The organism is Xanthomonas floridensis, from assembly GCF_001642575.1.
GTDB lineage: Bacteria > Pseudomonadota > Gammaproteobacteria > Xanthomonadales > Xanthomonadaceae > Xanthomonas > Xanthomonas floridensis.
This window is the reverse complement of the sequence record NZ_LXNG01000012.1, coordinates 1-26,115: the sequence shown is the minus strand read 5'-3', so window position 1 is coordinate 26,115 and position 26,115 is coordinate 1. Positions and strand designations below refer to the sequence as shown.

Annotated in this window: 25 protein-coding genes, 1 other RNA gene and 1 pseudogene; 9 read left to right on the top strand and 18 right to left on the bottom strand. The window is 66.1% G+C overall.

All coding sequences use genetic code 11. The annotated features are described in order from the left end of the window. Positions 1–73: 73 nt before the first annotated feature. The 14 genes from ftsZ to mraZ form a co-directional block, all read right to left on the bottom strand. Complete coding sequence (gene ftsZ / locus A7D17_RS07375; protein WP_064508510.1) at positions 74–1,318, bottom strand: cell division protein FtsZ; 1,245 nt, start codon at positions 1,316–1,318, stop codon at positions 74–76. Positions 1,319–1,605: 287 nt separating this feature from the next. Beyond that, the gene (ftsA, locus tag A7D17_RS07370) at positions 1,606–2,841 is read right to left on the bottom strand and encodes a cell division protein FtsA (protein WP_003485272.1); all 1,236 of its coding nucleotides are present in this window, start codon (positions 2,839–2,841) and stop codon (positions 1,606–1,608) included. Continuing rightward, positions 2,838–3,674, bottom strand: coding sequence for a cell division protein FtsQ/DivIB (locus A7D17_RS07365; protein WP_064508509.1), 837 nt, complete (start codon positions 3,672–3,674; stop codon positions 2,838–2,840). The genes ftsA and A7D17_RS07365 overlap by 4 nt, the downstream gene beginning before the upstream one ends. Positions 3,675–3,786: 112 nt before the next feature. Beyond that, positions 3,787–4,743 (bottom strand): D-alanine--D-alanine ligase, encoded by a 957-nt coding sequence (locus A7D17_RS07360; protein ID WP_064508508.1) that lies wholly within the window; start codon positions 4,741–4,743, stop codon positions 3,787–3,789. Beyond that, positions 4,740–6,173, bottom strand: a complete 1,434-nt coding sequence (gene murC / locus A7D17_RS07355) for a UDP-N-acetylmuramate--L-alanine ligase (protein WP_046962612.1) — start codon at positions 6,171–6,173, stop codon at positions 4,740–4,742. The genes A7D17_RS07360 and murC overlap by 4 nt, the downstream gene beginning before the upstream one ends. Beyond that, entirely contained in the window at positions 6,170–7,450 is a 1,281-nt protein-coding gene (gene murG / locus A7D17_RS07350) for an undecaprenyldiphospho-muramoylpentapeptide beta-N-acetylglucosaminyltransferase (protein WP_064508507.1), read from the bottom strand. Before murG ends, murC begins: the two co-directional genes overlap by 4 nt. After that, the gene (gene ftsW / locus A7D17_RS07345) at positions 7,447–8,826 is read right to left on the bottom strand and encodes a putative lipid II flippase FtsW (protein WP_064508506.1); all 1,380 of its coding nucleotides are present in this window, start codon (positions 8,824–8,826) and stop codon (positions 7,447–7,449) included. Before ftsW ends, murG begins: the two co-directional genes overlap by 4 nt. Next, complete coding sequence (mraY, locus tag A7D17_RS07340) at positions 8,826–9,911, bottom strand: phospho-N-acetylmuramoyl-pentapeptide-transferase (RefSeq protein ID WP_010367638.1); 1,086 nt, start codon at positions 9,909–9,911, stop codon at positions 8,826–8,828. The genes ftsW and mraY overlap by 1 nt, the downstream gene beginning before the upstream one ends. Beyond that, complete coding sequence (locus A7D17_RS07335; protein ID WP_064508505.1) at positions 9,901–11,430, bottom strand: UDP-N-acetylmuramoyl-tripeptide--D-alanyl-D-alanine ligase; 1,530 nt, start codon at positions 11,428–11,430, stop codon at positions 9,901–9,903. Before A7D17_RS07335 ends, mraY begins: the two co-directional genes overlap by 11 nt. After that, positions 11,427–12,902, bottom strand: coding sequence for a UDP-N-acetylmuramoyl-L-alanyl-D-glutamate--2,6-diaminopimelate ligase (locus tag A7D17_RS07330; RefSeq protein ID WP_161946533.1), 1,476 nt, complete (start codon positions 12,900–12,902; stop codon positions 11,427–11,429). Before A7D17_RS07330 ends, A7D17_RS07335 begins: the two co-directional genes overlap by 4 nt. Positions 12,903–12,910: 8 nt before the next feature. After that, the gene (locus A7D17_RS07325) at positions 12,911–14,773 is read right to left on the bottom strand and encodes a peptidoglycan D,D-transpeptidase FtsI family protein (RefSeq protein ID WP_064508503.1); all 1,863 of its coding nucleotides are present in this window, start codon (positions 14,771–14,773) and stop codon (positions 12,911–12,913) included. Between the two features lie 55 nt (positions 14,774–14,828). Continuing rightward, positions 14,829–15,092, bottom strand: a complete 264-nt coding sequence (gene ftsL, locus A7D17_RS07320; protein ID WP_005991913.1) for a cell division protein FtsL — start codon at positions 15,090–15,092, stop codon at positions 14,829–14,831. After that, positions 15,089–16,147 (bottom strand): 16S rRNA (cytosine(1402)-N(4))-methyltransferase RsmH, encoded by a 1,059-nt coding sequence (rsmH, locus tag A7D17_RS07315; RefSeq protein ID WP_064508502.1) that lies wholly within the window; start codon positions 16,145–16,147, stop codon positions 15,089–15,091. The genes ftsL and rsmH overlap by 4 nt, the downstream gene beginning before the upstream one ends. Positions 16,148–16,161: 14 nt before the next feature. Then, positions 16,162–16,617 (bottom strand): division/cell wall cluster transcriptional repressor MraZ, encoded by a 456-nt coding sequence (mraZ, locus tag A7D17_RS07310; RefSeq protein ID WP_005910933.1) that lies wholly within the window; start codon positions 16,615–16,617, stop codon positions 16,162–16,164. A gap of 314 nt (positions 16,618–16,931) precedes the next feature. Here mraZ and A7D17_RS07305 point away from each other — a divergent pair, with 314 nt between their 5' ends. From A7D17_RS07305 to A7D17_RS07295, 3 genes are read left to right on the top strand one after another with little or no spacing between them, the layout of a single operon-like run. Beyond that, complete coding sequence (locus A7D17_RS07305; RefSeq protein ID WP_064508501.1) at positions 16,932–17,720, top strand: NRDE family protein; 789 nt, start codon at positions 16,932–16,934, stop codon at positions 17,718–17,720. Positions 17,721–17,746: 26 nt separating this feature from the next. Next, the gene (locus tag A7D17_RS07300; protein ID WP_064508500.1) at positions 17,747–17,998 is read left to right on the top strand and encodes a type II toxin-antitoxin system CcdA family antitoxin; all 252 of its coding nucleotides are present in this window, start codon (positions 17,747–17,749) and stop codon (positions 17,996–17,998) included. Then, positions 17,995–18,312: a CcdB family protein gene (locus A7D17_RS07295; RefSeq protein ID WP_064508499.1), complete on the top strand. Its 318-nt coding sequence runs from the start codon at positions 17,995–17,997 to the stop codon at positions 18,310–18,312. Before A7D17_RS07300 ends, A7D17_RS07295 begins: the two co-directional genes overlap by 4 nt. Positions 18,313–18,882: 570 nt before the next feature. Here A7D17_RS07295 and rnpB read toward each other — a convergent pair. From rnpB to rsmI, 3 genes are all read right to left on the bottom strand, one after another. After that, positions 18,883–19,232, bottom strand: an RNA gene (gene rnpB / locus A7D17_RS07290) — RNase P RNA component class A. Between the two features lie 20 nt (positions 19,233–19,252). Then, the gene (locus A7D17_RS25090; RefSeq protein WP_193395327.1) at positions 19,253–19,480 is read right to left on the bottom strand and encodes a hypothetical protein; all 228 of its coding nucleotides are present in this window, start codon (positions 19,478–19,480) and stop codon (positions 19,253–19,255) included. A gap of 481 nt (positions 19,481–19,961) precedes the next feature. Then, positions 19,962–20,789: a 16S rRNA (cytidine(1402)-2'-O)-methyltransferase gene (gene rsmI / locus A7D17_RS07280; protein ID WP_064508497.1), complete on the bottom strand. Its 828-nt coding sequence runs from the start codon at positions 20,787–20,789 to the stop codon at positions 19,962–19,964. 82 nt (positions 20,790–20,871) lie between these two features. On the opposite strand from rsmI, the gene A7D17_RS07275 reads away from it, so the two are divergent. The 6 genes from A7D17_RS07275 to A7D17_RS23995 all read left to right on the top strand — a co-directional run bounded on the left by A7D17_RS07275 (position 20,872) and on the right by A7D17_RS23995 (position 25,896). Continuing rightward, positions 20,872–22,602, top strand: a complete 1,731-nt coding sequence (locus A7D17_RS07275; protein WP_064508496.1) for a penicillin-binding protein activator — start codon at positions 20,872–20,874, stop codon at positions 22,600–22,602. A gap of 3 nt (positions 22,603–22,605) precedes the next feature. After that, positions 22,606–22,974, top strand: a complete 369-nt coding sequence (locus A7D17_RS07270) for a YraN family protein (RefSeq protein ID WP_064508495.1) — start codon at positions 22,606–22,608, stop codon at positions 22,972–22,974. 17 nt (positions 22,975–22,991) lie between these two features. Further along, positions 22,992–23,531, top strand: a complete 540-nt coding sequence (locus A7D17_RS07265) for a metal-dependent hydrolase (RefSeq protein WP_024939435.1) — start codon at positions 22,992–22,994, stop codon at positions 23,529–23,531. After that, complete coding sequence (locus A7D17_RS07260; RefSeq protein WP_064508494.1) at positions 23,528–24,919, top strand: FAD-binding oxidoreductase; 1,392 nt, start codon at positions 23,528–23,530, stop codon at positions 24,917–24,919. The genes A7D17_RS07265 and A7D17_RS07260 overlap by 4 nt, the downstream gene beginning before the upstream one ends. A 125-nt stretch (positions 24,920–25,044) precedes the next feature. Beyond that, positions 25,045–25,605, top strand: a complete 561-nt coding sequence (locus A7D17_RS22685) for a lysozyme inhibitor LprI family protein (RefSeq protein WP_082861804.1) — start codon at positions 25,045–25,047, stop codon at positions 25,603–25,605. 9 nt (positions 25,606–25,614) lie between these two features. Continuing rightward, entirely contained in the window at positions 25,615–25,896 is a 282-nt protein-coding gene (locus A7D17_RS23995) for a hypothetical protein (RefSeq protein WP_153041915.1), read from the top strand. Positions 25,897–25,999: 103 nt separating this feature from the next. Here the strand turns inward: A7D17_RS23995 and A7D17_RS23610 are convergent. Then, positions 26,000–26,115 (bottom strand): annotated as a pseudogene (locus tag A7D17_RS23610) (IS5/IS1182 family transposase); the annotation flags it as partial.

The window sequence follows — 26,115 nt, the reverse complement described above, 5'->3', positions numbered from 1 at the left end:
CATGGCATAGCGGACCCGACGCGATCGCCGGGCTGGACGGGCTGCGCCACCGTGGCAACGCAGCCGGCGCCCGTCAGTCGGCCTGGCGGCGCAGGAACGCCGGGATATCCAGGTAGTCGTTGGGCAGATCGGCTGCCGGCGCCGAAGAACCGCCGCTGGTGTGGTTGCCAGCGCTGCTGCCGACCGAGTCGCTGCTCGGACGACGCAGGCCCAGGCCCATGCTGCCGCCGACGGCCTTGGACACCGCGTCGCCGCTGCTGGTGTCGAAGTCGCCGAATTCCGGCTGGCCGGTGGTGGCGTTGCGCACCAGCTTGATCGGCGCGCGCTGGTCCGGACGCTGGGTCTGGCGGGCAACCGCACGGTTCAGGCCGGTGGCCACCACGGTCACGCGCACTTCGTCCTGCATGTCCGGGTCGAGCACGGTGCCGACGACCACGGTGGCGTCTTCCGAGGCGAACGCTTCGATGGTGCGGCCGATCTCGTCGAACTCGGACATGGTGAAGTCCGGGCCGGCGGTGATGTTGACCAGGATGCCGTTGGCACCGGCCAGGTTGACGTCGTCCAGCAACGGGTTCTGGATGGCGGCTTCGGCAGCGGCCTGCGCGCGATCGTCGCCGCGTGCCGAACCGGTGCCCATCATGGCCAGGCCCATTTCCGACATCACGGTACGTACGTCGGCGAAGTCGACGTTGATCAGGCCCGGACGCACGATCAGGTCGGCGATGCCCTGCACCGCGCCCTGCAGCACGTCGTTGGCAGCGCGGAACGCCTGGATCATGGTGGCGTTGCGGCCCAGCACGGTGATCAGCTTTTCATTGGGGATGGTGATCAGCGAGTCGCAATGCTGGCTCAGTTCCTCGATGCCCTTCAGCGCGACCTGCATGCGGCGACGGCCTTCGAACGGAAACGGCTTGGTGACCACGGCCACGGTCAGGATGCCCATTTCCTTGGCCAGCTGCGCAACCACGGGGGCTGCGCCGGTGCCGGTGCCGCCGCCCATGCCGGCGGTGATGAACACCATGTCCGCACCTTGCAGCGCGTCCATGATGCGCTCGCGGTCTTCCAGTGCGGCCTGACGGCCGACTTCCGGGTTGGCGCCTGCGCCCAGGCCCTTGGTGACGTTGGTGCCCAGCTGCAGCTGCAGCTTGGCGCCGCAGTTCTTGATCGCCTGCGAGTCGGTGTTGGCGGTGATGAATTCCACGCCATCGACGTTGGTGTTGACCATGTGTGCAACCGCGTTACCGCCGCCGCCGCCCACGCCCACGACCTTGATGACCGCGTTGGGAGCCATCTTTTCGATCAGTTCAAAATGTGCCATGTCAGTGTCCTCTTTAGATGCCGTGAATGGGGAATCGGGAATGGGGAATCGGATTGCTCCGTTCGCCAGCCCAACACCCGCATGTCGGCGAATGTTGTTGTTTGAATGCCGGGAATGGGAAGTTGGGAATGGAGAATCGCAACAGCGAAACACCTTCGCTCCAACCACTATTTCCTCAGCGGAACCACAAAAAAACTACGCCCTGCCCGCTCTCACCGCTCTCCACTCAATCCTGCTGCAACCGCTTTGCCTTTGCTTCAACCGATTCCCGATTCCCGATTCCCGATTCAAAATTCGCCGCGATACCAATTCTTCAATTTCTTGAACAAGCTGCCCGCACGGCCGGTCGGGATCGACGGGCGGCGTGGGTGTTCGATCTGGCTGCCCATCAGCAACAGGCCCACGCCGGAGGCGTGCACCGGGTTGCCGACGACCTCACCCAGGCCGGTGACGTGCTGCGGGATGCCCACGCGCACCGGCATCTGCAGCATTTCTTCGGCCAGTTCCACCACGCCTTCCATCTTCGAGGCGCCGCCGGTGAGCACCATGCCGGCGCGCACCATTTCTTCAAAGCCCGAACGGCGCAGTTCGGCCTGCACCATTTCAAAAATTTCTTCGTAACGGCCCTGAACCGCCTGCGCGAGCGCGTGGCGCGGCATGCGGCGCGGCGGGCGGTCACCCACCGACGGCACCTGGATGCTTTCTTCGGCGGTGGCCAGCTGCGCCAGTGCGCAGGCGTAACGCACCTTGATCTGCTCGGCTTCCGGCGTGGGCGTGCGCAGCATGTGCGCGATGTCGTTGGTGACGTGGTCGCCGGCGATCGGCAGCGAGGCGGTGTGGCAGATCGCGCCCTGCACGTACACCGCCAGATCGGTGGTGCCGGCGCCGATATCCACCAGCACCACGCCCAGCTCGCGTTCGTCGGCGGTCAGGACCGCCACGCTGGAGGCCAGCGACGACAGCACCAGATCGTCCACCTGCAGGCCGCACTTCTGCACGCACTTGGTGATATTGGCGGCGGCCGACTGCGCGCACACCACCAGGTGCGCATGCACCTCCAGGCGCACGCCGGTCATGCCGACCGGGTTGCGGATGCCTTCCTGCGAATCGTCCAGCACGTACTCGCGCGGGATCGCATGCAGGATGCGTTGGTCGGCCGGAATGGCCACGGCCTTGGCCGCGTCGAGCACGCGCTCCAGATCGCTCCAGGTCACTTCGCCGTCGCGGATCGGCACGATGCCGGGCGAGTTCTTGCACTGCACGTGGTTGCCGGAGATCGAGGCATACACCGAGCGGATTTCGCAGCCGGCCATCAGCTCGGCCTCTTCCACCGCACGCTGGATCGACTGCACGGTGGACTCGATGTCCACCACCACGCCGCGCTTGAGACCGCGCGACTCATGCGAACCGATACCGATCACTTCGATCGGATTGCCGGGCGAGTATTCGCCGACCAGCGCAACGACCTTGGAGGTGCCGATGTCCAGTCCAACGATGAGGGATTTGTCGCCTTTGCGATTCATGTCTTAAAGCCGGGAATAGCGAATGGGGAATGGGGAATGGTCAACAGCGGTGCACGAATGCGGGGAGAATTGAGAACAAGAGCGTGAGGCGCAGCGGGCGATGCCTGCTTGGGCTTCTTCTCCATTCCCGATTCCCCATTCTCCATTCGCCTTTCAACGGTAAAGCCGTTGGTGTAGCGCAGGTCGGCGCGGGCGATCGGGCGTTGCGGGTCGGCCAGTTGCGGTAGCACGCGGGCGAAGCGCTGCAGGCGCGCGCGCGCATCGTCGCGGCCGATCACGATCTGCACGCCGTTGCTCAGGCCCAGCGACCAGCTGCCGCGCGCGTCCATTTCCAGGCGCTCCACATCCAGCCCGGTCGGCGCGAACAGCGCACGCGATTCGTTGTACAGCGCCACCACGTCCTGGGTCTTGGCGTCCGGGCCACCGAGCTGGGGCAACTTGAAATCCTTGAGCAACGGTGGGGTGCGGAACAAGCGGCCCTGTTCGGACAGCATGCGATCGGTGCCCCAGCGCGCGAACGGCTTGTGCTCGGTCACGTGCACTTCCAGCACATCCGGCCAGCGCTTGCGCACCTGCGCGCTCTCCACCCACGGCAGGCGCGCGATGGCGTCCTGCGCCTGCTGCAGCTTCACCGCAAAAAATCCTGCGCGCGCATATGGCAACACCACCGCGCGCAACTCTTCGGCCGGCACCCGCTTGAAATCGCCGGACACCCGCAACTTCGCCAACGGCCAGCGCTCGGCACCGACCCAGCCATTGAGCACGGCCACCACCGGCAGCGCGACCAATGCCAGCGCCAGCAACCAGGCGAGGATGCGCAAGGTGGCGTTCATTGGCACGTTCCGCATGCGGGAATGGGGAATCGGGAATAAGGAATCGTCAACAGCGGCGCACTGCCGGCTGTCGCTTTTGCGATTCCCGATTCCCCGTTCCCCAATCCCGGCTTCACAGCGTCTGCTCCAGCACGCGCCAGACCAGTTCTTCGAACTCGATACCGCGCTGGCGGGCGGCCTTGGGCACCAGCGAGTGGCTGGTCATGCCGGGAGCGGTGTTCACTTCCAAAAGGTAGAGCTGACCACTGGTGCGATCGCGCATGACGTCCACGCGGCCCCAGCCGCGGCAGCCGGCAGCACGGAAGGCGTCGAGGGCGAGCTGGCGGATCTGCGCTTCGGCCTCGCCTTCCAGGCCGGGGCACAGGTACTGCGTGTCCTCGGCGATGTATTTGGCGTTGTAGTCGTACCACTGCCCCTTGGGCACGATGCGGATCGACGGCAATGCGGTATCGCCGAGCACGGCCACGGTGAGTTCATCGCCTTCGATCAGCTGCTCCATCAGCAACGCGCCGTCGTAGCGCGCAGCCAGCACCACTGCCTCTTCAAGCTGGGCCTGGTCGAACACGCGGCTGACGCCGACACTGGAACCTTCGTTGGCCGGCTTGACGATCACCGGCAAGCCGATCTTCCGGGCGGCAGCGTGAATTTCATTGGCGCTGGCACCAGCAGCCAGCCGCGCATAGCGCGGCGTGCTCAGGCCCAGCGACAGCCACACCTGCTTGGTGCGGATCTTGTCCATGCTCAAGGCCGAACCCAACACGTCCGAGCCGGTGTACGGGATGCCGAAGGCTTCCATCAAGCCCTGCACAATGCCGTCTTCGCCGCCGCCGTTATGGCCATGCAGCACGTTGAACACGCGGTCGAAGCGGCCGGCGACCAGCGCCTGCGCCAGTGCAGGAATGCCGTCCACCGGCTGCGCATCGACACCGCGCGCGCGCAAGGCCTCCAGCACGTTGTTGCCGGAATTCAACGACACCTCGCGCTCGGACGAGGTTCCACCAAGCAGCACGGCGACGCGGCCGAACGCGGCCGGATCGTTGCTGCGCGCGGCGGCGATCGGCGCACTCATGCCTGCTCTCCGACAAAGCCGTGATTGATGATGTGCTGGGCGACGTAACCGATATCGCCAGCGCCCATCATCAACAGCAGGTCGCCGTCCTGCAGCACGTCCGGCAGCACTTCGGCCAGACCGGCAATCTGCCCGACCACCACCGGCTCGCTGCGGCCGCGCGCACGGATGGCACGCGCCAATGCGCGCGAGTCGGCGCCGGGAATCGGCGCTTCGCCGGCCGGGTAGACCTCGCTCAACACCAGTGCATCGACGGTGCTCAGCACGGCGGCGAAGGCATCGAACTGATCGCGGGTGCGGCTGTAACGGTGCGGCTGGAACGCCACCACCAGGCGTTTGTCCGGCCAGCCGCCGCGGGCGGCGGCAAACACCGCTTCCAGCTCGCGCGGGTGATGGCCGTAATCGTCGACCACGCGCACGCGTGCGCCGTTGCTGGTGGTGACTTCGCCCAGATCGTTGAAACGGCGGCCGATACCGGCGAAATTTTCCAGCGCGCGCGCAATGGTCTGCGGCTCCACGCCGAGCTGCCAGCCGATCGCGGCAGCGGCCAATGCATTGAGCACGTTGTGGCGGCCCGGCAATGCCAGCGTCACCGGCGTGGTGGTGCCTTCGGGCAGACGCAGGGTGAAGCGCATCCGCGGGCCATCCTGCACCACGTCTTCGGCACGCACGTCGGCGTTCTCGCTCATGCCGTAGCTCATTACGTGACGCGGCGTCTTGCCGGCCAGCGCGGCCACTTCCGGGTCGTCGATGCACAGCAGGGCCAGGCCGTAGAACGGCAGGCGCTGCAGGAATTCGGCAAACGCGGCCTGCACCCGGGCAAAGTCGTTGCCGTAGTTTTCCAGGTGATCCGAGTCGATATTGGTGATCACCGCCATCAGCGGATTCAGCCGCAGGAAGCTGCCATCGCTTTCGTCGGCTTCGGCCACCAGCCACTGGCCGCCACCCAACTTGGCGTTGGCACCGGCGGCCAGCAGCTGGCCACCGATGACGAAGGTCGGATCCAGGCCGCCTTCGCTCAGGACTGCCGCAGCCAGACTGGTGGTGGTGGTCTTGCCGTGCGTACCGGCAACCGCGATGCCGCGACGGAAGCGCATCAGCTCGGCCAGCATCGCCGCACGCGGCATGATCGGGATGCGCTGGCTACGCGCTTCCATCAGCTCGGGGTTATCTTCGCGAATCGCGCTGGAGACCACCACGCAATCGGTGCCGAGCACGTTGGCGGCCGAGTGGCCGCGCATCACGCGCGCACCGAGCTTGGCCAGCCGTCGCGTTGCCGCGTTATCGGCGTTGTCCGAGCCGGACACTTCGTAGCCCAGCGTCAGCATGACCTCGGCAATGCCGCTCATGCCGGTGCCGCCGATACCCACGAAATGCACGCGCGGAAACGCGCGCACCAGATCGCCACTGTCCTGTAGACGGCGGATCACGCGGCACCTCCGGTGGAGGGGCGAATCGGGAATTGGGAATCGGGAATCGTGTAAAGCGAGGCAACGGCGGCGTTGAGCGCCTGACCGGTGCGCTTGTTTTCTTGCATCACTGTCTGTTCCTGCAATTGTTCTGAGCTCTGCCGATTCCCCATTCCCGATTCACCACTCCCGGCTTCCTGCAGAATGATGTCGGCAATGCGTTCGGCGGCGTCCGGCTTGGCCAGGGTGCGGGCGGCTTGCGCCATCGACAGGCGGCGTGCCGGGTCGGTGAGCAAGGTCTGCAAGACCTGCTGCAGGCGCACGGCCAACGTATCGTCCTGCTTGAGCAGTACGGCGGCGTCCGCGCCGACCAGGTATTCGGCATTGCGGGTCTGGTGATCGTCCACGGCGGCGGCAAAGGGCACCAGCACGCTGCCGACACCGGCAGCGCACAGTTCGGCCAGCGTGGAGGCGCCTGCACGGCACACCACCAGGTCGGCCCAGGCATAGGCGTCGGCCATGTCGGCAATGAAGGGTTCGACGCTGGCATCGACGCCAGCCTGCGTGTACGCCGCATCGGCTTCGCCCCGCAGCTTTTCACCGCACTGGTGGCGGACCTGCACGTCCGGGTGACCGAGCGCGGCCAACGCCGACGGCACGGCTTGATTGAGCACGCGTGCGCCCTGACTGCCGCCCAGTACCAGCACCCGCACCGGGCCACCGCGGCCAACCAGACGCACCGCAGGATCCGGCAGCGCGGCAATTTCCGCGCGCACCGGGTTACCCACTGCTTCTTCGCCAGCGAAGCTGCCCGGAAAACCGGTCAGCACGCGGCGCGCGAAGCGCGACAGCACCTTGTTGGTCATGCCGGGCGCGCGATTCTGTTCGTGCACCAGCAAGGGCACGCCGAGCAGGCGCGCGGCCAGACCGCCCGGGCCAGCCGCAAAGCCTCCAAAACTGATCACCGCACGCGGCTGGCGCTTGCGCAGCACGAAACCGGCGGCGCGCACGGCGCGCATCACCCGCACCGGTGCGCCAAGCAACTTGATCACGCCCTTGCCGCGCAGGCCACTGATGGCCAGCGTGTCGATCTGGATCGCGTGCTGCGGTACCAGCCGCGTTTCCATCGCCCCGTCGGCACCCAGCCAGGTCACCGGCACGCCGCGCGCGCGCAGTACCTTGGCCACGGCCAGGCCCGGGAAAATATGTCCACCGGTACCGCCGGCCAGAATCATCACTGGTTGAATCTCCACACGTGAACGTGCGGGCTCTTGCGCGGGATTCGCATAGACGCTCATGCAATCCTCCCGAAGGTCGGTTCCACACGCGGCTGCATCCGGCTGGTGCCACGCAAGATTGCCGATGCCGGCGCCACTGAAGGTGCTGCAGGAGACGGCGCTGCCACTGGTGCCGGCGCTGCCGCCGTCTCACGCTGCGGCTTGCGTCCCGCGGTATACGCCGGCGGAACCGGGTCGACCGCCGGCTCAGCCGGCTCGGAGGATGCAGTGCCCGCGCCCTGCGGCGACAGCTTGCTGCGCAGCCGCTCGGCGCGGTCCATTTCATAGGACACGCGCAGCAGCAGGCCCATCGCCACGCAGGTCATCAGTACCGACGAACCGCCGGAGGAAATCAGCGGCAGGGTCAGGCCCTTGGTTGGCAGAATTCCCAAGTTCACGCCGATCGACACGAAGCTTTGCATCGCCACCCACAGGCCGATACCGAAGGCGACGTAGCCGGAGAAATGGCGCTTCATTTCCACGCAGCGCATGCCCAGCCAGAACGCCCGGCCGACCAGCAGAGCGTACAGGGCCACCACGCCGCAGACGCCGATGAATCCCAGTTCTTCGGCGATCACCGAAAAGATGAAGTCGGTATGCGATTCGGGCAGGTAGTTGAGCTTCTGCACCGACGCCCCCAGGCCCACGCCCATCCACTCGCCACGGCCGATGGCCATGAGTGCGTTGGACAGCTGGTAGCCCGAGCCGAGCTGATCGACCCACGGGTCCATGAAGGACGTGACGCGCCGCATGCGGTACGGCTCGAAGATCACCAGCGCCACCAGCGCCGGCAGCAGTAGCAGAATCGGCAGGATGATGCGCCCGATCGGCGCGCCGCCCAGCACCAGCATGCAGGCAGTGACGCTCAACAGCAGCATCGACGAACCGAAGTCCGGCTGCAGCAACAGCAGGGCCACCAGGAAACCGACCACGAACACCGGCTTGAGCATGGCCTGCCAGGTCGCGTTGACCTCGTCGCGAAAACGCACCAGGTAACTGGCCAACCAGATGATGTAGAGCACCTTGACCGACTCGACCACCTGGAATCTGGACACGCCCAGATTGATCCAGCGCTTGGCGCCGTTGACGGTGCTGCCCAGCCCAGGCACGAACACCATGATGAGCATGACAAAGCAGCCCAGCAGCAGCATCTGGTTGTGCTGCTCGATGGTCTTGAGCTCGGTACGCATGGCCCAGAAGGCCAGCCCGATGCCGACGCCCAGGAACAGCAGGTGGCGGGTCAGGTAATAGAACGGGCTTGCTTCCAGCTCGATCGAGCTGGACGCCACCATCACCACGCCCAGCGAGGCGAGCGTGACCGCCGCGCCGAGCAGCCACGGATCGTAGCGGCCGCCGATGGCGTCCAGTCGCGTGGCCTGGCGGGACATGTCGTTCATCAGCGCACCTTCAACGTGGCAAGGCCGATCAGCACCAGCACCACCGAAATGATCCAGAAGCGCACGATCACGCGCGGCTCCGGCCAACCCTTGAGTTCGAAGTGGTGATGGATCGGCGCCATGCGGAACACGCGCTTGCCGGTCAGCTTGAAGCTGGCGACCTGGATCATCACCGACAGCGTTTCAATCACGAACACGCCGCCCATGATCACCAGCACCATTTCCTGGCGCACGATCACCGCGATGGTACCCAGCACCGCGCCCAACGACAGCGCGCCGATGTCGCCCATGAACACCATCGCCGGGTAGGTGTTGAACCACAAAAAGCCCAGCCCTGCCCCGGCGATCGCCGAGCAGATGATGATCAGCTCGCCAGCGCCCGGAATCAGCGGGATTTTCAGGTATTCGGCAAACACCACGTTGCCCGAGGCATACGCGAACACACCCAGTGCGCACGCCACCAGCACGGTGGGCATGATCGCCAGGCCATCCAGGCCATCGGTGAGGTTCACCGCGTTGGAGAAGCCGACGATCCAGAAATAGGCAATCACCACGAAGCTCACGCCCGCCAGCGGCAGCGCGATCGACTTGAACATCGGAATGTAGAACGTGATCGCCGCCGGCACGTCGGCGGTGTAGTACAGGAACAAGCCAGCGGCCAGACCGAAGATCGACTGCAGCAGGTACTTCCAGCGCGACTTCAGGCCGTTGGGATCGCGCCGCACGATCTTGATCCAGTCGTCGTACCAGCCGATCGCGCCAAAGCAGATCATCACCGCCAGCACCAGCCACACATAACGGTTGCGCAGGTCGCCCCACAGCAGCACCGACAGGGTGACAGTCAGCAGGATCAGCGAGCCGCCCATGGTCGGCGTGCCGGCCTTGGAGAAATGCGTCTGCGGGCCGTCCTGCCGGATTGGCTGGCCACCCTTGAACTGGGCCAGCTTGCGGATCACCGCAGGGCCCATCCACAACGACAGGAACAGCGCGGTCAGCGCAGCCAGGATGCCGCGGAAGGTCAGATAGTTGAACAGCCCGAACAGGCTCTCCAGTTGCTGCAGCCAGCGCGCCAACTCAAGCAGCATGGGAGGCATCCTCCGCAGGTGCGAGCAACGCGGTGACGATGCGGTCCATGGCGCTGCCGCGCGACCCCTTCACCAGGATCGTGATGAACCCGGGACCCGGGAGGGCATCCGTAGACTGCGCTTGCTGATCGTGACTCAAAACAGTTCCCTGCGTATTTTCTGGTGCTTGCTGTTGCTTTTCCCCGGCCCCCGGCCCCCGGCCGGTGGTCCCGCCGGCTTCGGCAAGATCCGCCTGCAACGCCTCGATCAACTCCGCGTGGGTGGCGAACACCTGCCCACCGGCGCCGAACGCCTGCGCAGCCGCGGCACTGAGGTCGCCCAGCGCGTACAGGCGCTGCAGCCTGGCCGCGCGGGCGCGCCGGCCGGCAGCGGCATGCAATGCGGCGCCTTCCGGACCGAGTTCGCGCATGTCACCCAGGACCAGCCACCCCTCGCCCGGCGCGGCGGCCAGCGCGTCGATGGCGGCATCCAGCGAACCGGGGTTGGCGTTGTAGCTGTCGTCGATCAGGACCGCCCCGCCTGGCAGACGGTGGGCGATCTGCCGGCCAGCCACCGGGCGCGCCTGCGCCAGGCCGGCGGCAATCACCGGCAATGCGATGCCCGCACCCAGCGCCAGGCCGGTGGCAGCCAGTGCATTGAGCACGTTGTGGCGACCCGGCAGCGGCAGCGCAATCTGCGCCTCGCCCTGCGGCGTCACCAGCGTGAACTGTGCGCCCTCGGGATGCAGTCGCAGCCCACGCGCGGTGATCTCGGCGCTGGCCTGCAGGCCGTACCGAAGCACGCGACGGCCCTGTACCGGCTGCGCCAGCACGTGCTGCTCGAACCAGGCACCGAAGGCGTCGTCGGCATTGATCACCGCCACGCCATCGGCCGGCAGCGCGGTGTAGATGGCGCCCTTGGTCCGTGCAACGCCGAGCAGGCTGCCCAGGCGCTCCAGATGGGCCGGTGCGATGTTATTGACCAGGGCCACGTGCGGCCGCGCGATCTCGGTGAGATAGGCAATATCGCCGGGCTTGCCGGCCCCCATTTCGTAGACCGCGATATCCGCATCGTCCGGCGCGGCAATCACCGCCAGCGGCAGGCCGATCTCGTTGTTGCGATTGCCCGGCGTGGCATAGACGGTGGTGCCGTCGACACGCCCGGCTTCGGTCAGGATGGTCAGCAGCAGCGCCTTGACGCTGGTCTTGCCGTTGGAGCCGGTCAGTGCGATCACGCGGGTGGCACGGTCGCGCTGCAGGCCGGCAGCGATGCGCGCCAGGGCCAGTTCGGTGTTGGCCACCAGGACCTGCGGCACGCCCAGCGTCGGCAGCAGGCGCTCGACCAGCACACCGCTGGCACCACGCGCTACCGCGTCGGCCGCAAAGTCGTGCCCGTCGAAACGCTCGCCACGCAGCGCCACGTACAGGCTGCCGCTGCCGAGCGTGCGGGTATCGTTGCCGACCGCATCGATCATGGCGTCGTCGCCATGCAGTTCGCCGCCGGCGAAATGCGCGATCAGCGACAGCGGAGTGAGCTTCATGCGCGCACTCCCAGCACGGTGCGCGGCAGCAAGGCCTGCGCCGCCACTGCCGCGTCGTCGAAGGCATGCCGCACGCCTGCCACTTCCTGGTAGGGCTCGTGGCCCTTGCCGGCAATCAGCACGATGTCCGAAGCACCCGCCATGCCGATGGCCTGGAGGATCGCCGCGGCGCGGTCGCGCTGCACGATGGCCGCATCCGGGCGCGCAAAGCCGCGCAGGATGTCGGCAACGATCGCATCGCCGTCTTCGCCGCGCGGGTTGTCGTCGGTGACGATCGCCACGTCGGCATTGAGTTCGGCAATGGCCGCCATCTGCGGGCGCTTGCCGGTATCGCGCTCGCCGCCGCAGCCGAACACGCAGATCAGGCGATCCTGCGCATGCGAGCGCAGGCTGGTCAGCGCCTGTTCCAGCGCATCGGGCGTATGCGCATAGTCGACCACCACCAGCGGTGCGCCGTGCGCGCCGCCGAGGCGATTCATGCGGCCGTGGATCGGCTGCAGCTGGCCCAGCACCTGCGCGATCTGCGCCGGGGCGTAATCCAGCGCATGCAGCGTGCCGGCTACCGCCAGCAGATTGTCCACATTGAAGCGGCCCAACAGCGGCGAGTGCACCGGGTGCACTGCGCCAGCGAGATGCAGCGCGAAACCAATGCCGTTGTGGTCCAGCTGCAGGGCCTGCGCGCGTACGCCTGCCTGGGTCTGCCCACGCGAACTTACGCCGACCGCGCGCAGTGCCGGATCGAGCGAGGCGAACAGGCTGCGGCCGAACGCATCGTCCAGATTCACCACGGCCGCCTTCAACCCGGCGCGTGAGAACAGCTTGGCCTTGGCCGCGCCGTACTGCTCCATGTCGCCGTGGTAATCGAGATGGTCGCGGGTGAGGTTGGTGAACACCGCCACGTCGAAATGCACTGCATCCACGCGGCCCTGATCGAGTGCGTGCGAGCTGACTTCCATCGCCACCGCCTGCGCGCCTTCCTCGCGCAGCTGTGCCAGCAACGCGTGCATGGGCAGCACCAGCGGTGTGGTGAACCCGGTCGGCACAGCGGCGCCGTACAGGCCCACGCCCAGCGTGCCCAGCGTACCGGTCGGTGTGCCGAGCAGGGTCAGCGCCTGCGCCAGCAGTTGCACGGTGGAGGTCTTGCCGTTGGTCCCGGTGACGCCAACCATGCGCAGTGCGCGCGACGGGTGGCCATGGAACTGATCGGCCATGGCACCCAGCCGTGCACGCAGGCCGGGCACCGCGACCGCGTCGGCAGGTGCCGGCAGGTCGGCCGGTGCCGGTGGTTCGAACAACACCGCCACCGCACCCTTGGCGCGCGCCTGCTCGACAAAGCCAAGCCCATGCGCGCCGAACCCGGCGATTGCCACGAAGGCATCGCCCGGGCGCACCGCACGGCTGTCCATCACCAGGCCGGAGACCTGCACATCGCGCGCAAGCGTCAGGTCCGGCAATAGCTGCGACAGCGGCATGCTGCGGCTCACTGGCGGGTCTCCTGCAACGGTGCCGGCTGCGCGGGCGCAGGCGGCGGTGCGATGGCGGTCGGAATGCCGGCCGACACTTCATCCACCGGGTCCGGCACCAAGGCCGGATCCAGATCGGCCGGCTGCGGCTTGACCACCGGCTGACCGGTCTTGCCGGCCGCCTGGGCAGCCAGCCACGACTGGATGTCGTCCGGCGGCACGTCCATCAGGCGCAGCGCGCCTTCCATCACCTTGTGGAAGACCGGCGCCGATACCAGGCCGCCGTAATACACCTTGCCCTGCGGATCGTTGATGACGATGACGGTGGCAAAGCGCGGCCGCGTCGCCGGCACCAGGCCGGCGAACAGCGCGTTGTAATGCCCGCGCTCGTAGCCGTTGGCGCCGTTCTTGCGGGCGGTGCCGGTCTTGCCGGCCACGTGATAGCCCAGGATCGCCGCGCCCTTGGCACCGCCCTGGGTGACCACGGTTTCCATCATGTCGATGACTTCGCGCGCCACTTCCGGCGTGACCACCTGGCGCGACTCGTTATGTTGGCCACGCACGAAGGTCGGCGGTGTCAGCTTGCCGCCATTGCCCAACGTGGCATAGGCCTGCGCAATCTGCAGCGGCGTCACCGACAGGCCGTAGCCGTAGGACATGGTGGTCTTGGACGGGCCGCTCCACCGCTGCGGCTGCAGTACCACGCCGGAGGATTCGCCCGGAAATCCGCTGTGCGGCGCACTGCCGTAACCGAAGTTGCGGATCGACTGATAGAAGGTCTGGTCCGGCACCTTGGCGGCGATCTTGGCCGCTCCGATGTTGGAGCTGCGGGTGATCACCCCGGTGACGTTGAGCACGCCGTTGTTGCGCGGCACATCGCGAATGGTGAAGCGCCCCACCGACATGTAGCCGGGGTTGGTGTCGATGACGGTGTCCTTGGTCACTACGCCGGCGGTCAACGCGGTGGCCACGGTCAGCGGCTTCATCGTCGACCCCGGCTCGACCAAATCGGTGACCGCGCGGTTGCGGCGCGCCGACGGGTTGATGCCGGTGACCGAATTGGGGTTGTAAGTCGGCAGGTTGACCATCGCCAGCACTTCGCCGGTAGCCACGTCCATCACCACCATCGAGCCGCCGGCAGCGTTGTTCTCGACCAGCGCGTTGCGCAGTTCCTTGTAGGCCAGGAACTGGATGCGGCGGTCGATGCTCAGCGTCAGGTCCTTGCCCGGCTGCGCCGGACGCACCAGGTCCACGCTCTCCACGATGGCGCCGCGCGCATCGCGCACCACCTTCTTGGAGCCCGGCTTGCCGCGCAGCCATTCGTCGAACGCCAGCTCCAGGCCTTCCTGGCCGCGGTCGTCGATATTGGTGAAGCCCAGCACGTGGGCCATCGCTTCGCCCTGCGGATAGAAGCGGCGGAACTCGCGCTGCGAGAACACGCCGGGAATCTTCAGGTCCACGATCGCATGCGCCTTGTCCGGATTGATCCGGCGCTGCAGGTACATGAATTCCTTGCTGGCCTTCTGCGCCAGCTTGGCATTCAACTCGTCCAGCGGCTGGCCGAGCGCGGTGGCGAGCTCGGGGATGCGGTCGGGGTTGCGCAGCAGTTCCTGCGGATTGACCCAAATCGATTCCACCGGCGTGGACACCGCCAGCGGCTCGCCGTTACGGTCGGTGATCATGCCGCGCGAGGTGGCGATGGGCAGCTCACGCAGGTAACGCGCTTCGCCCTGACGCTGGTAAAAGTCACGATTGATCAACTGCACGTACGCCGCGCGGCCGATCAGGGTGACCGAGCACAGGCCCAGCGCCACGCCGACCAGGGTCAGGCGGCCGCGCAGGTTGAAGTTGCTGCGGGGACGGTTGCGGCCGGCCTTCATGGCGCACCTCCCTGTGCGTCACTGCGCCATGCAACACGGCTGTCGTGCAGGTGTGTCATGGGCGCACGACCACGATGTCGTTGGTCTCCGGGAATTTCATCCCGATGCGCGCGCGCGCGACCTGATCGACCCGGTTGCTTTCCGCCCAGGTGGCCTGTTCCAGCTGCAGCCGGCCGAATTCGATATTCAATTCATCGCGCGTGTGCTCGAGCTTGGACAATTGCACGAACAACTTGCGATGCATGTGGCGCATGTACACCACACCAATCGCCGAGGCGATGCTGCAGGCCAGCAGCACGATGAGCAGCAGACGGCTCATGCAGCGTCTCCGTTCGGAGACGCCGGGAATGGGGAATCGGGATTTGGGAATCGGGGAGCAGCAGCGCTGTGGCTGTTACCCATTCCCGATTCCCGATTCCCCATTCCCAGCTTCTCGGCCACCCGCAACACCGCGCTGCGGGCGCGGGGGTTGACGTTCAACTCGGCGTCGTCGGCCTTGATCGCGCCGCTGATCAGCTGCAACGTGGGGACGAACGGCTGCGCTTCGGGCAGGCGGCGGTTGCTCGGCGGGGCCTTGGCGTAGCGGGCCATGAATTGCTTGACGATGCGGTCTTCCAGCGAGTGGAAGCTGATCACCGCCAGGCGGCCGCCCGGCTTGAGCGCGTCCAGCGCGGCGTCCAGCCCGGCTTCCAGATCGGCCAGCTCGCGGTTGATGTGGATGCGGATGGCCTGGAAGCTGCGCGTGGCCGGATGCGTCTTGCTGTCGCCACGCGGCATCACCGAGGCGATCAGCTCGGCCAGTTGGGCGGTGCGCAGCAGCGGCTGTTCGGCGCGACGCGCCACGATGGCCCGCGCGATGCGCCGGCTCTGGCGTTCTTCGCCATAGGTCCACAGCACATCGGCGATCTCGCGATCGGTCGCCTGCGCCAGCCACTGTGCTGCGCTCTGGCCGCTGTCCGGGTCCATGCGCATGTCCAGCGGGCCGTCCTTGCCGAAACTGAAACCGCGCCCGGCCACATCCAGCTGCGGCGAAGACACGCCCAGGTCCAGCAGGATGCCGTCCACCGTTGCGGCCGCGACCACCTGGCCAAGGCCGGCGAAACTGCCGCGATGGATGGACACGCGCGCATCGCCACCGAAGCTCTGTTCGGCCACCGCGATCGCTTCGGGGTCCTTGTCCATCACCAGCAGTCGACCTCCCGGCCCAAGGTGTTCCAGCACGCCACGTGCGTGTCCGCCACGCCCGAACGTGCCATCGAGATACGTTCCGTTGTCGGTCACCTGCAGGCCGTCCAACACCTGCGTGTACAGCACCGGCACATGTGCCGCCGGCGGCTGCGACACCGGGTGACCGGGCTGCGCTTCACCGCGCATCCGGGCACCCCGGCTCACAACCTGAGATCGAGCAATTCATCGCCCAGATCCCCGTCAGACAATGTCTGCTGGATCAGTGCGCGATGTGCCTGCTCGCTCCAGAGTTCGAACTTGTCGCCCATGCCCAGCAGCACGGCCTTTTTTTCGATGCCGACCGCATTGCGGTGGCTGGCCGGAATGCTCAGACGGCCATTGGCGTCCAGCTCCAGCACGGCGGATGAACCCACCAGCTTCTGTTGCAGCGTGCGGACCACGCGCTGGGTGTTGGGCTTGGACATCACATCGTCGCGCACCCGTTCCCACTCCTTTTCCGCATACAGCCACAAACAGCCGGCTTCGAACGGGTTGTAGGTGAGCACAAGACGGTTACCGCTCACGCGCGCAACAAGGTCGCGGTATGCGGTAGGTACCGCCATGCGCCCTTTGTCGTCCACCGTGATGGCAGTCTCGCCCTGAAACACCGAATGCAACCTCGAATACCCGCTGGGGGATCATTGAACCACGAAAAACCACAAAACACCTGGTTTTCCCTCCGATGCCCACCTTAGCAGCGCGTCAAAGGTTGTCAACAGTTTTCAAGGCGGCAAATCGCTAGTCACATCAATGAGTTGCAGCACTCTTTAGAGACTTGTTCAAAGCTTATCCACAAGTTGCTGTTTCGTCTCAGATTTTGAGATTGAACGAAAATTCAGGGCTGTGAAGGCCATGTAAACCCGACCCCGGTCTCACTTCACGCTGCGCCAGCTGCACGCGGCAACTGCGCAAACCGGCGACAATTGCTGGCATGTGCCTGGTCGCTCTTGCCTGGAAAACCCACCCGCGCTGGCGCCTGCTGCTGGCCGGCAACCGCGACGAATTCCATGAGCGGCCCACCGCCCCGTTGGCGCGATGGGCGGCGCCTGCCGACAGCGTGCTGGCCGGGCGCGACCTGCGCTCGGGCGGGAGCTGGGTTGGGTTGGGCAGCGACGGCCGCGTTGCCGTGGTGACCAACGTGCGCGACCCGCTGGCAACCGCCTCGGGCCGCTCGCGCGGACATCTGATTGCGGACTACCTGTCCGGCAGCCTGGACGCCGCCGGCTATGCCCACGATCTGGCAGGCGCCGGGCACGCGTTCCCGCCGTTCAATCTGCTGCTGTGCGACGCAGACCGCTGCGAGCACCTGAGCAACCACCCGCCGCTGGCGCGCCAGCTGGAGCCAGGCATCCACGGCATGTCCAACGGCCCGTTGGACATGCCGTGGCCAAAGACGCGCGCATTGACTGGCGCCCTGCATGACTGGTGCGCTCACGACAGCGACGACCTGCAACCGCTGTGGGACGCGCTGGGCAACCCCGCCACCGCGCCCGACCACACCCTCCCGAATACCGGCGTGGACCTGTCCACCGAACGCCTGCTCTCGGCCGCCTTCATTGCCGGCCCCAGCTACGGCACCCGCGCCAGCACCATCGTAGCGGTGGACCATCACGGCGGGGGCTTCATCCACGAGCGCCGCTTCGGCCCAAACGGCATCTTCCAGGGCGAAACACGGCTGGACATCCCCGAACACGTTGACAATCCACAATCATGCGCATAGCGTGCGCATGATCTAGGAGGCAACGCATGAACCGCTATTACGATGCTTCTGCACCGAAGAAGCCGCTGAACCTGACCATCAACGCTGACCTGGCCTCCCAGGCCCGCGCGATGGCCGGCAACCTGTCGGCCAAGGTGGAGGAACTGCTGGCCGAGTACGTGACCAGGGAGCGCGACACCCACAGCGCCAGGGCGATGGAGTTGCAGCGCGCTGCAAGTGAATGGAAGACCTTCACCGACGCGCACGGCTCCTTTGCGGACGAGTTCTCCACGCTATGACCGACCAGTTCGATGTCTATGCAAACGTCGGACAGAACAAGAACATTCCCTACGTGGTCGTGGTCCAGTCGAAGATCTTCGACGCTGCTCCCCGCCGTGTCGTCGTGCCTTTGGTCATCAAGTCCAAGCACTCGCCAACCCCGTCCCGCTTCACCCCGGAATTCACCGTCGCCGGCCAACGCGTCATCCTGCAACCCCTGGAAATGACCTCGGTGCCGCTGTCAGTGCTCAGCAAGCCTGCCGGCACGTTGAAAGACCAAGGCCAGGCCATCATCGACGCACTGGACGAGCTGTTCACCCGCTCCTTCGGCTAACCATTCCGCAATTGGGGTAAGCGAGCGCATCGCACAAGCGCCGCGACCAACCACCTAACTGCAAGCCCCCTTGAGTCAAGGGGGCGCGGCGACAGCCGCGGGGATCTGGCATGCCCGGAGCGGGGCCCGCGTTTTGTACCGCCGCAGGCGGTACGAAGCGTGGGTGCCTTCTTGGGCGAACGCCCTAGAAGGCAGCGATACAGCAGTAGGGATCTGGGCATGCCCATCAAAGCCCTGGACACGCCATTCAACCACTTATTCGGCTAACCATTCCGCAATTGGGGTGAGCGAGCGCATCGCACAAGCGCCGCGACCAACCACCTAACTGCAAGCCCCCTTGAGTCAAGGGGGCGCGGCGACAGCCGTGGGGATTTGGCATGCCCGGAGCCGGGGCCCGCGGTTTGTACCGCCGCAGGCGGTACGAAGCGTGGGTGCCTTCTTGGGCGAACGCCCTATAAGGCAGCGAAACAGCCGCGGGGATCTGGCATGCCCGGAGCGGGGCCCGCGTTTTGTACCGCCGAAGGCGGTACGAAGCGTGGGTGCCTTTCTTGGGCCTACGCCCAAGAAAGGCGGCGGAGCCGGCCGATAAGCCGGGTTCTGTCGTGGACAGTCATTCGTCTAGGCGCTACGTCACCGCAGCGCTCAAGCAACCTACCCGGATCCAGCGCGGGCCACGCCAATGGATCCCTATTTGGTCTTGCTCCAGGTGGGGTTTGCCGTGCCGGTCCGTTACCGGACTCGCGGTGCGCTCTTACCGCACCATTTCACCCTTACCGGCTCCCCGAAGGGAACGTAGGCGGTATCTTTCTGTTGCACTGTCCGTCGGCTTGCGCCGCCCAGGCGTTACCTGGCACCTTGCCCTATGGAGCCCGGACTTTCCTCGGCACTCTTGCGAGTGACGCGACTGTCTGGCCGACTCCGCCGGGGCGAACTATACGCGCTATCGCCAGATCATGCCCTGCCTGCCGTTTTCTTCGGCATAAAGAACGACGCGTTCAAAATCGTGCACGAACGACCCTCCGATCGCTTCCGCCGGTATCGCGTGCTGCGCAAGCGAAGGCGCCATCGGGCAGTAGATCAAGAGTGCGACGGCGTCAGCGTGCGCGCGGTATCCACTGATGTTTCGGTGCTTGCGACCGATGCACTGTGCTACCTGATCCCTGACCAAGGCAGTCACCTTGAAGTCGCCGCCTGATAGAACCCCTTGCTGATCGGACGGCCACAGCTGCACGTGGCTGATGAACGCAGGAAGCCCGCTTCTGATGACAATGTGCGGCTCCTTCATGCTTGCGTGCGGGCGAAGCAGGTATTCGATCTGCTCAACGGCCTCCGCAAGTCCGGGAAGGGCACCGTCGGCAAAACTCAGGCTTACTCGCACCTTCGGCAACAGCCGCGCAAGCCTAGGTCTCAGCGCGACAAGCAACTTTTCTCGCGCACGCAGCCGCTCCTTACCTTCGGAGCGCAGCAGCTGTGTGATCTCGACAGCGTAGCTGGAGCCATCGGCGAGACGAAAGCGAATATCGGCGGCTGGTTCTTTGGGCTGCTCCAACGCACTCGCAGGAGCTGGAAATGCCTCTGGCCACACATCCAGGACGCACTGGAACTGATTCAGCTCCAGTGCCTTCTTTTTGCTCTCCGCAGCCTGCGGGTCAGCCATTGCCGCCATACAACGCCTTGCGCGGCGCACCGGTCAGCTCGGCGGCCAGCTTGGCAGCGGTGGATGGCGGCAAGTGTTCGGCGAGTTTGGCGTAGACGCGGCGACCTTCGGCCAACTGGCCGTCGGCGGCGTCGGCGGCGCCCTGCACCATCACCACGAACTCGCCCTTGCGCTGGTTGTCGTCGGCTTCGACCTTGGCCTGCAGCTCGGCCAGGCTGCCGTCGAGCACGGTTTCGAACAGCTTGGTGAGTTCGCGGGCGATCACCGCCGGGCGGTCGTCGCCGAAGGCCAGGCGCAGGTCGGCCAGCGACTCGACGATGCGATGGGAGGACTCGTAGAACACCAGGGTGCGGGTCTCGCCGGCCAGGTGCGCCAGCCGCTCGCGGCGGGCGGCACTCTTGGCCGGCAGGAAGCCCTCGAAGCCGAAGCGGTCGCTGGGCAGGCCGGCGACGCTGAGCGCGGCAATCGCCGCACAGGCGCCGGGCACGGGGCTGACCTTGATACCGGCCGCGCGGGCGGCGCGCACCAGCTTGAAGCCGGGGTCGCTGACCAGCGGGGTGCCGGCGTCGCTGACGATGGCCAGCGACTCGCCCTCGCGCAGGCGCGCCACGATGCGCTCGGACATGGCCTCTTCGTTATGGTCGTGCAGGGCCAGCAGCGGGCGGTCGATGCCGAAATGGCTGAGCAATTGGCGGGTGTGGCGGGTGTCTTCGGCGCAGATCGCGGCCACGCCACGCAACACCTCCTGCGCGCGCGGCGACAGGTCGGCCAGGTTGCCGATCGGCGTGGCGACCACGTGCAGGGTTCCAGGGGACATCATCAGCGGTCTTCCGGGGGCAAAGGGTAGAATCGTAGCGGTTTTCAACGGACCGCCCTGGCGGCCCCTGTCCAATGGATCTGAAATGAACAAGCGTGTTGCAAGGATCTCCGCCCTGTCGTTGCTGGTCATGCTGGCGGCCGGTTGCGCCACCAGCAGCGTCACCCAGACCGCCTCGCCGACGCAGAGCGCGGCGCTGGCGCTGCTGGACCAGGGCAAGCCGCGCGAGGCGGCGCAGCAGCTCGAAGCCGAGGCCGCCAGCGCCAGCGGTGCGCAGCGCAGCCGCCTGCTGGCCGCCGCCGCATTCGGCTGGCACGACGCCGGCGACGATGCGCGTGCGCGCACGCTGCTGGCGCAGGTCAATGCACGCCATCTGAGCGGGGAAGACCGTGCCCGCTTCGGGCTGCTGACCGGCGAACTGGCGGTGATCGACAAGCAGGGCGCGCAGGCGCTGCAGGCGCTGGGCGACAGCCCGCAGGGGCTGACGCAGCCGCTGCAGACGCGCTGGCTGCTGGCACGCGCCGCTGCGCTGGAAGCCACCGGCGACCTGTTCGCCGCCGCCGCCGACCGTGCACGCGCCGATGCCAGCCTGACCGGCACGCCCCGTAGCGACAACCAGCGCGCCATCGTGCGTCTGCTGGCAGCGCTGGACGATGCAACGCTCAAAGGCCGTACGGCCGCACTGCCGGCCGGCGACCCGCTGTACAACTTCGCCGGTCGCGCGCTGATCAGCCGGGGCCTGGCATTGCCGCGCGCGTTCGAGCGCGATGCGCAGTGGGGCTTCGACACCAGCAAGCGCCCGCCGGCCGAGCGCGATGGATATCGCCCGCCGGTCAAGCTGGCCGTGCTGCTGCCGCTCACCGGCAATCTGGCCACCGCCGCGGCGCCGGTGCGCGACGGACTGCTGGCCGGCTACTACGCCGAAACCCGCCGCCGCCCGGAGGTGCAGTTCTTCGACACCGCCGGCACTGCCGCCGGTGCCAATGCCGCCTACGACAAGGCCGTGGGTGCCGGCGTGGATTACGTGGTCGGCCCGCTGGGGCGCGACGAAGTGAGCGCGTTGTTCGCGCGCGGCCAGCTTGCGGTGCCGGTGCTGGCGCTCAACCGCCCCACCGACAACAAGGCGCCGCCGACCGGCAGCGCAGGCTTTTCGCTGGCACCGGAAGACGACGGCATCATGGCCGCCGAGTACCTGCTCTCGCGCGAGCGCCGCAATGTGCTGATCGTCGGCACCGGCGACGACAACGGCAAGCGCACCATCAAGGCCTTCCGCGATCGCTTCACCGAGCGCGGCGGCACGGTGGCCGGCAGCATCAGCGTGGCCGATGCGCCGGGCGACATCGGTGCGCAGCTGCGCAACTACGGCACCGCCGATGCGGTGTTCCTGGCGGTACGCGGCAACACCGCGCGCGCGCTGGCGCCGCAGCTGGCGTTGAGCGGGTTTGCCGGCAAGTCGCGTGTGGGCACCTCGCAGTTGGTCGCCGGCACCGGCAAGGTCGAGGACGACCTGGCGCTGGACGGCATCGTCTACCCCAGCGAAACCTGGACCGCGCTCGGCGTCTCCGGCCTGCCGGCGGCCAGCCAGGTGGCCAGCACCCTGCCCAGCGCACGCGGCCCGGCCGCACGCCTGTTCGCGTTCGGCTATGACGCCTGGAAGATCAGTGCGTACCTGGAAAAGCTCGCCACCGGCACCGACGGCGGCCTGCGCGGCGCCACCGGCACCTTGCATCTGGACGGCTTCGGCAATGTGTTGCGCACGCCGGCCTGGTCCACCTTCAACGGTGGCCGCCCGGTGCCGATCGCCGACGGCCGCTGAGCCATGCCGGCAGCGCGCCAGCAACGCGGTGCGGCAGTGGAAGCGGCCGCACGCGCAATGCTGGAGCAAGCCGGTTTGCGCCTGGTGGTGGGCAATGCCAGCTACCGCGGCGGCGAACTGGATCTGGTGATGCGCGACAGCCAGATGCTGGTGTTCGTGGAAGTGCGCTACCGCCGCGATGCCCGATTCGGCGGCGGCGCGGCGTCGGTGGATGGGCGCAAGCGCCGCAAGCTGGTATTGGCCGCGCAGTTGTTCCTTGCCCATCACCCGGCACTGGCGACCTTGCCGTGCCGCTTCGATGTGGTGGAAGCCAGCGGCGAGCCGCCGGTGCTGAACTGGATCCGCGACGCCTTCCGCGCCGACGATTGCTGACGAACGACTCACGCGCGATGCCCACCATCATCACCCATGCCGCGGTGCCGCTTGCGCTCTGGTGCGCCAGTGAACGCGGCCGCCTGTCGCCGCGCCTGCTCGGTGCCGGCATCGTCGCGGCGATGTTGCCCGATGCCGATGTGCTGGCGTTCGCGTTGCATGTTCCGTATGCAGATGCGTTCGGCCATCGCGGTGCCAGCCACTCGTTGCTGTTTGCCGGGCTGATCGCGCTGCTGGGTGGTGTTGCGCATCGCCTGTTGCGTGCGGACGCGCTGCAGGCAGCAGCGTTCTTGTTCGTCTGCGCCGCATCGCATCCATTGCTGGATGCGATGACCTCCGGTGGCCTAGGCGTTGCACTGACCTGGCCCTGGAGCGAGGCGCGCTGGTTCGCGCCATGGCGGCCGATTCGCGTGTCGCCCTTCGCCAACGGTTTCTTCAATGCGCGCGGCCTTGCCACGCTGCTCTCCGAGCTGCGCTGGGTCTGGCTGCCGCTCACCGTCGCGGTGCTGGGATGGAAATGCATCCAGCGCGCGGCACCACAGGATCACACTTCATGACCGATGTGCTTCCCACTGCCCTGGCCGCGTTGCTGGCCGCGCGGCTTGGCCCCGATGGCTGGTTGACCGGTGACGACGCGCGGCGCCGCTATGGCGAAGACGATTCGCGTCGCTGGGCATTGCCCGCCGCCGTGGCGCTGCCGCGCGATACCGACGAGGTGGTGGCGATCGTGCAGGCCTGCCGCGCGCATGGCGTGCCCATCGTGGCGCGCGGCGCCGGCACCGGCACCACCGGCGCGGCGGTGCCGTTTTCCGGCGGCGTGGTGGTATCGATGGCGCGCATGAATCGCATCGTGGCAGTGCGCCCGGAGGACCGCTGCGCCGTGGTGCAGCCTGGCGTACTCAATGGCGACCTGCAGCAGGCCTTGCAGCCGCATGGTTTGTTCTGGCCGCCGGACCCGTCCAGTGCGGAAATCTGCAGTGTTGGCGGAAATTTGTCCACCAACGCCGGCGGCCCGCGCGCGGTGAAGTACGGCGCCACCCGCGACAACGTGCTCGGCCTGGTCGCAGTGACCGGCACCGGCGACGTCATCCGCTGCGGCGGCGCGTATACCAAGAATTCCACCGGCTACGACCTCACCCATTTACTGGTTGGCAGCGAAGGCACGCTGGCGATCATCGTCGAAGCGACCTTGAAGCTGACCCCGCGTGCAGTTGCGCAAGCCGGGCTGCGCGCGTTGTACCGCGATGCCGCCAGCGCTGCGGCTGCGGTGTCGCGGGTGATGGCACAACCGACCATGCCGACGATGCTGGAATTCATGGATGCCAGTGCGATTGCGCTGCTGCGTCGCAATGGCAGCGACGTGCCCGCGGCCGGCGCAATGTTGTTGATCGAAGCCGATGGCGATCACGACACGTTGCCTTACGCATTGCAAGCCCTGCACGATGCCGCCGATGGCGAGGGCGTCATCAGCCTGGACATCGCCGCCGATGGCAGCGCGCGCGACAAACTGTGGGCCGCGCGCCGAGCGTTGTCGCCCGCATTGCGCACCATCAAGCCAGGCAAGATCAACGAAGACGTGGTGGTACCGGTGTCGCGCATCCCGGACCTGGTTGCAGGCGTGGAAGCGCTGGCGGCGGAGTTCGCCCTGCCGATCGTCGCCTTCGGCCATGCCGGCAATGGCAACCTGCACGTCAACATCATGTACGACCCGGACGATGCCGATGAACACGCACGCGCGCATGCGGCATTGCCGCGCGTGTTCGCGTTGGTGCTGGCACTGGAGGGCACCTTGTCGGGCGAACACGGCATCGGCGTGGCCAAGCGCGACTTCATGACCCAGGCCTTCAACCCGGCCACGCTGGCCGCGATGCGTGCGATCAAGGCGGCGCTGGATCCTGATGGGATCTTGAATCCGGGCAAGGTGTTGCCGCTGACACCATTATAGAGTTGCAATTAACTTCAATTGTATCCCCGACATCCCCATGCCAACCTGGCGCGAAGAGAGCTTGCCTTGGCCTGATTTCTCTGGCCAGCTTGATTATCTAATCCGGTAATTGGAGCGCATATCGAATGGTAAGAAAAGAGCATAAATCAGATGAATTTTCTGCGCAGCGTAGACATAGCGCCGCAACGTGGATGGCAACATCATTACTCATGGCATTGACCGGCTGTTCGTCGCCAGATGTCGGCGCCACCACGCAAAGCAAGTCAAGGACATCAAAGACCAGTACGGATTGTTCACGAGCTGGTACAAACACTGACAGAGAGGCTTGTCTGTTGGCATTGTCAAAAAATGACTGCCAAGCATCAGGGCCTGCGTGTGTAGCACTGCAGCAAAGTCATGCTATCGATGAAAGAATGACTGCAACTGAGAAACAGATCATCAGCAAGGCACGCACACGTTACTCCAGCTATACAAGCGATGACCCTGCGTATCTTGATGATCTTGAAAAAAATTTTGTGGCATCTGCCAATGCTTGGCGAAGTTATCGCGACAGCTATTGCCAAGCCGAGCCCATGGTACAGGGGATGTCTCGCAGCGAGCTGGAAGATCTATCAGCAGCATGTAAAGCAAGCATCACACGTTCACGCGTCCAACAACTTGAGCAACTTGCCAAATCCATCCCGTAGGATCTGAGTATGGCGCAAAACTACGTATACAACGCACTAACCCGGCAGAGCTTTGAAGTTCTTGCTTACAATGCTGTAGGACGCTCAAGCGAAGTCAATCTTGGCGCTGCGTACGCCTTGCAACACAGCACGGGAAACTCAGGCTGGTCGGTAGGCATCATGCAGTGGGATTTCGGTCAGCCGGGGCGTGGCGAAGCCGCTGCCGACATGCTTCTTCGGTATGCCGAATGGGCACCAGCCGACGAACGCTTCAATCAAGCAGAGCAGGCAGACCTACTAAGGATGGTCTGATCAACGCCATCGGAGGATGAGGTAAGCCGCATCGGTCGCGCCAATGACGCTCAGGCCTGCGGTTTTTGGCCGTTTCCGGCGCATGTGCGCGGTGTTGCCCCTGCTACAGGCACACCTTCCCCACGGCAGGCAGTAACTGCTTTCGCTTCAGCCACAGATTCGACAGCGCGAACAGCGTCAGCACCTGCGCGGTATTCTTCGCCAAGCCGCGATAGCGCA

Bases quoted from the DNA above. Each gene is read 5' to 3' on its own strand.
- ftsZ (WP_064508510.1), bottom strand. From the start codon at position 1,318: ATGGCACATTTTGAACTGATCGAAAAGATGGCTCCCAACGCGGTCATC.
- ftsA (WP_003485272.1), bottom strand. From the start codon at position 2,841: ATGAATCGCAAAGGCGACAAATCCCTCATCGTTGGACTGGACATCGGC.
- A7D17_RS07365 (WP_064508509.1), bottom strand. From the start codon at position 3,674: ATGAACGCCACCTTGCGCATCCTCGCCTGGTTGCTGGCGCTGGCATTG.
- A7D17_RS07360 (WP_064508508.1), bottom strand. From the start codon at position 4,743: ATGAGTGCGCCGATCGCCGCCGCGCGCAGCAACGATCCGGCCGCGTTC.
- murG (WP_064508507.1), bottom strand. From the start codon at position 7,450: ATGAGCGTCTATGCGAATCCCGCGCAAGAGCCCGCACGTTCACGTGTG.
- ftsW (WP_064508506.1), bottom strand. From the start codon at position 8,826: ATGAACGACATGTCCCGCCAGGCCACGCGACTGGACGCCATCGGCGGC.
- mraY (WP_010367638.1), bottom strand. From the start codon at position 9,911: ATGCTGCTTGAGTTGGCGCGCTGGCTGCAGCAACTGGAGAGCCTGTTC.
- A7D17_RS07335 (WP_064508505.1), bottom strand. From the start codon at position 11,430: ATGAAGCTCACTCCGCTGTCGCTGATCGCGCATTTCGCCGGCGGCGAA.
- A7D17_RS07330 (WP_161946533.1), bottom strand. From the start codon at position 12,902: ATGCCGCTGTCGCAGCTATTGCCGGACCTGACGCTTGCGCGCGATGTG.
- A7D17_RS07325 (WP_064508503.1), bottom strand. From the start codon at position 14,773: ATGAAGGCCGGCCGCAACCGTCCCCGCAGCAACTTCAACCTGCGCGGC.
- ftsL (WP_005991913.1), bottom strand. From the start codon at position 15,092: ATGAGCCGTCTGCTGCTCATCGTGCTGCTGGCCTGCAGCATCGCCTCG.
- rsmH (WP_064508502.1), bottom strand. From the start codon at position 16,147: ATGCGCGGTGAAGCGCAGCCCGGTCACCCGGTGTCGCAGCCGCCGGCG.
- A7D17_RS07305 (WP_064508501.1), top strand. From the start codon at position 16,932: ATGTGCCTGGTCGCTCTTGCCTGGAAAACCCACCCGCGCTGGCGCCTG.
- A7D17_RS07300 (WP_064508500.1), top strand. From the start codon at position 17,747: ATGAACCGCTATTACGATGCTTCTGCACCGAAGAAGCCGCTGAACCTG.
- A7D17_RS07295 (WP_064508499.1), top strand. From the start codon at position 17,995: ATGACCGACCAGTTCGATGTCTATGCAAACGTCGGACAGAACAAGAAC.
- rsmI (WP_064508497.1), bottom strand. From the start codon at position 20,789: ATGATGTCCCCTGGAACCCTGCACGTGGTCGCCACGCCGATCGGCAAC.
- A7D17_RS07275 (WP_064508496.1), top strand. From the start codon at position 20,872: ATGAACAAGCGTGTTGCAAGGATCTCCGCCCTGTCGTTGCTGGTCATG.
- A7D17_RS07270 (WP_064508495.1), top strand. From the start codon at position 22,606: ATGCCGGCAGCGCGCCAGCAACGCGGTGCGGCAGTGGAAGCGGCCGCA.
- A7D17_RS07265 (WP_024939435.1), top strand. From the start codon at position 22,992: ATGCCCACCATCATCACCCATGCCGCGGTGCCGCTTGCGCTCTGGTGC.
- A7D17_RS07260 (WP_064508494.1), top strand. From the start codon at position 23,528: ATGACCGATGTGCTTCCCACTGCCCTGGCCGCGTTGCTGGCCGCGCGG.
- A7D17_RS22685 (WP_082861804.1), top strand. From the start codon at position 25,045: ATGGTAAGAAAAGAGCATAAATCAGATGAATTTTCTGCGCAGCGTAGA.
- A7D17_RS23995 (WP_153041915.1), top strand. From the start codon at position 25,615: ATGGCGCAAAACTACGTATACAACGCACTAACCCGGCAGAGCTTTGAA.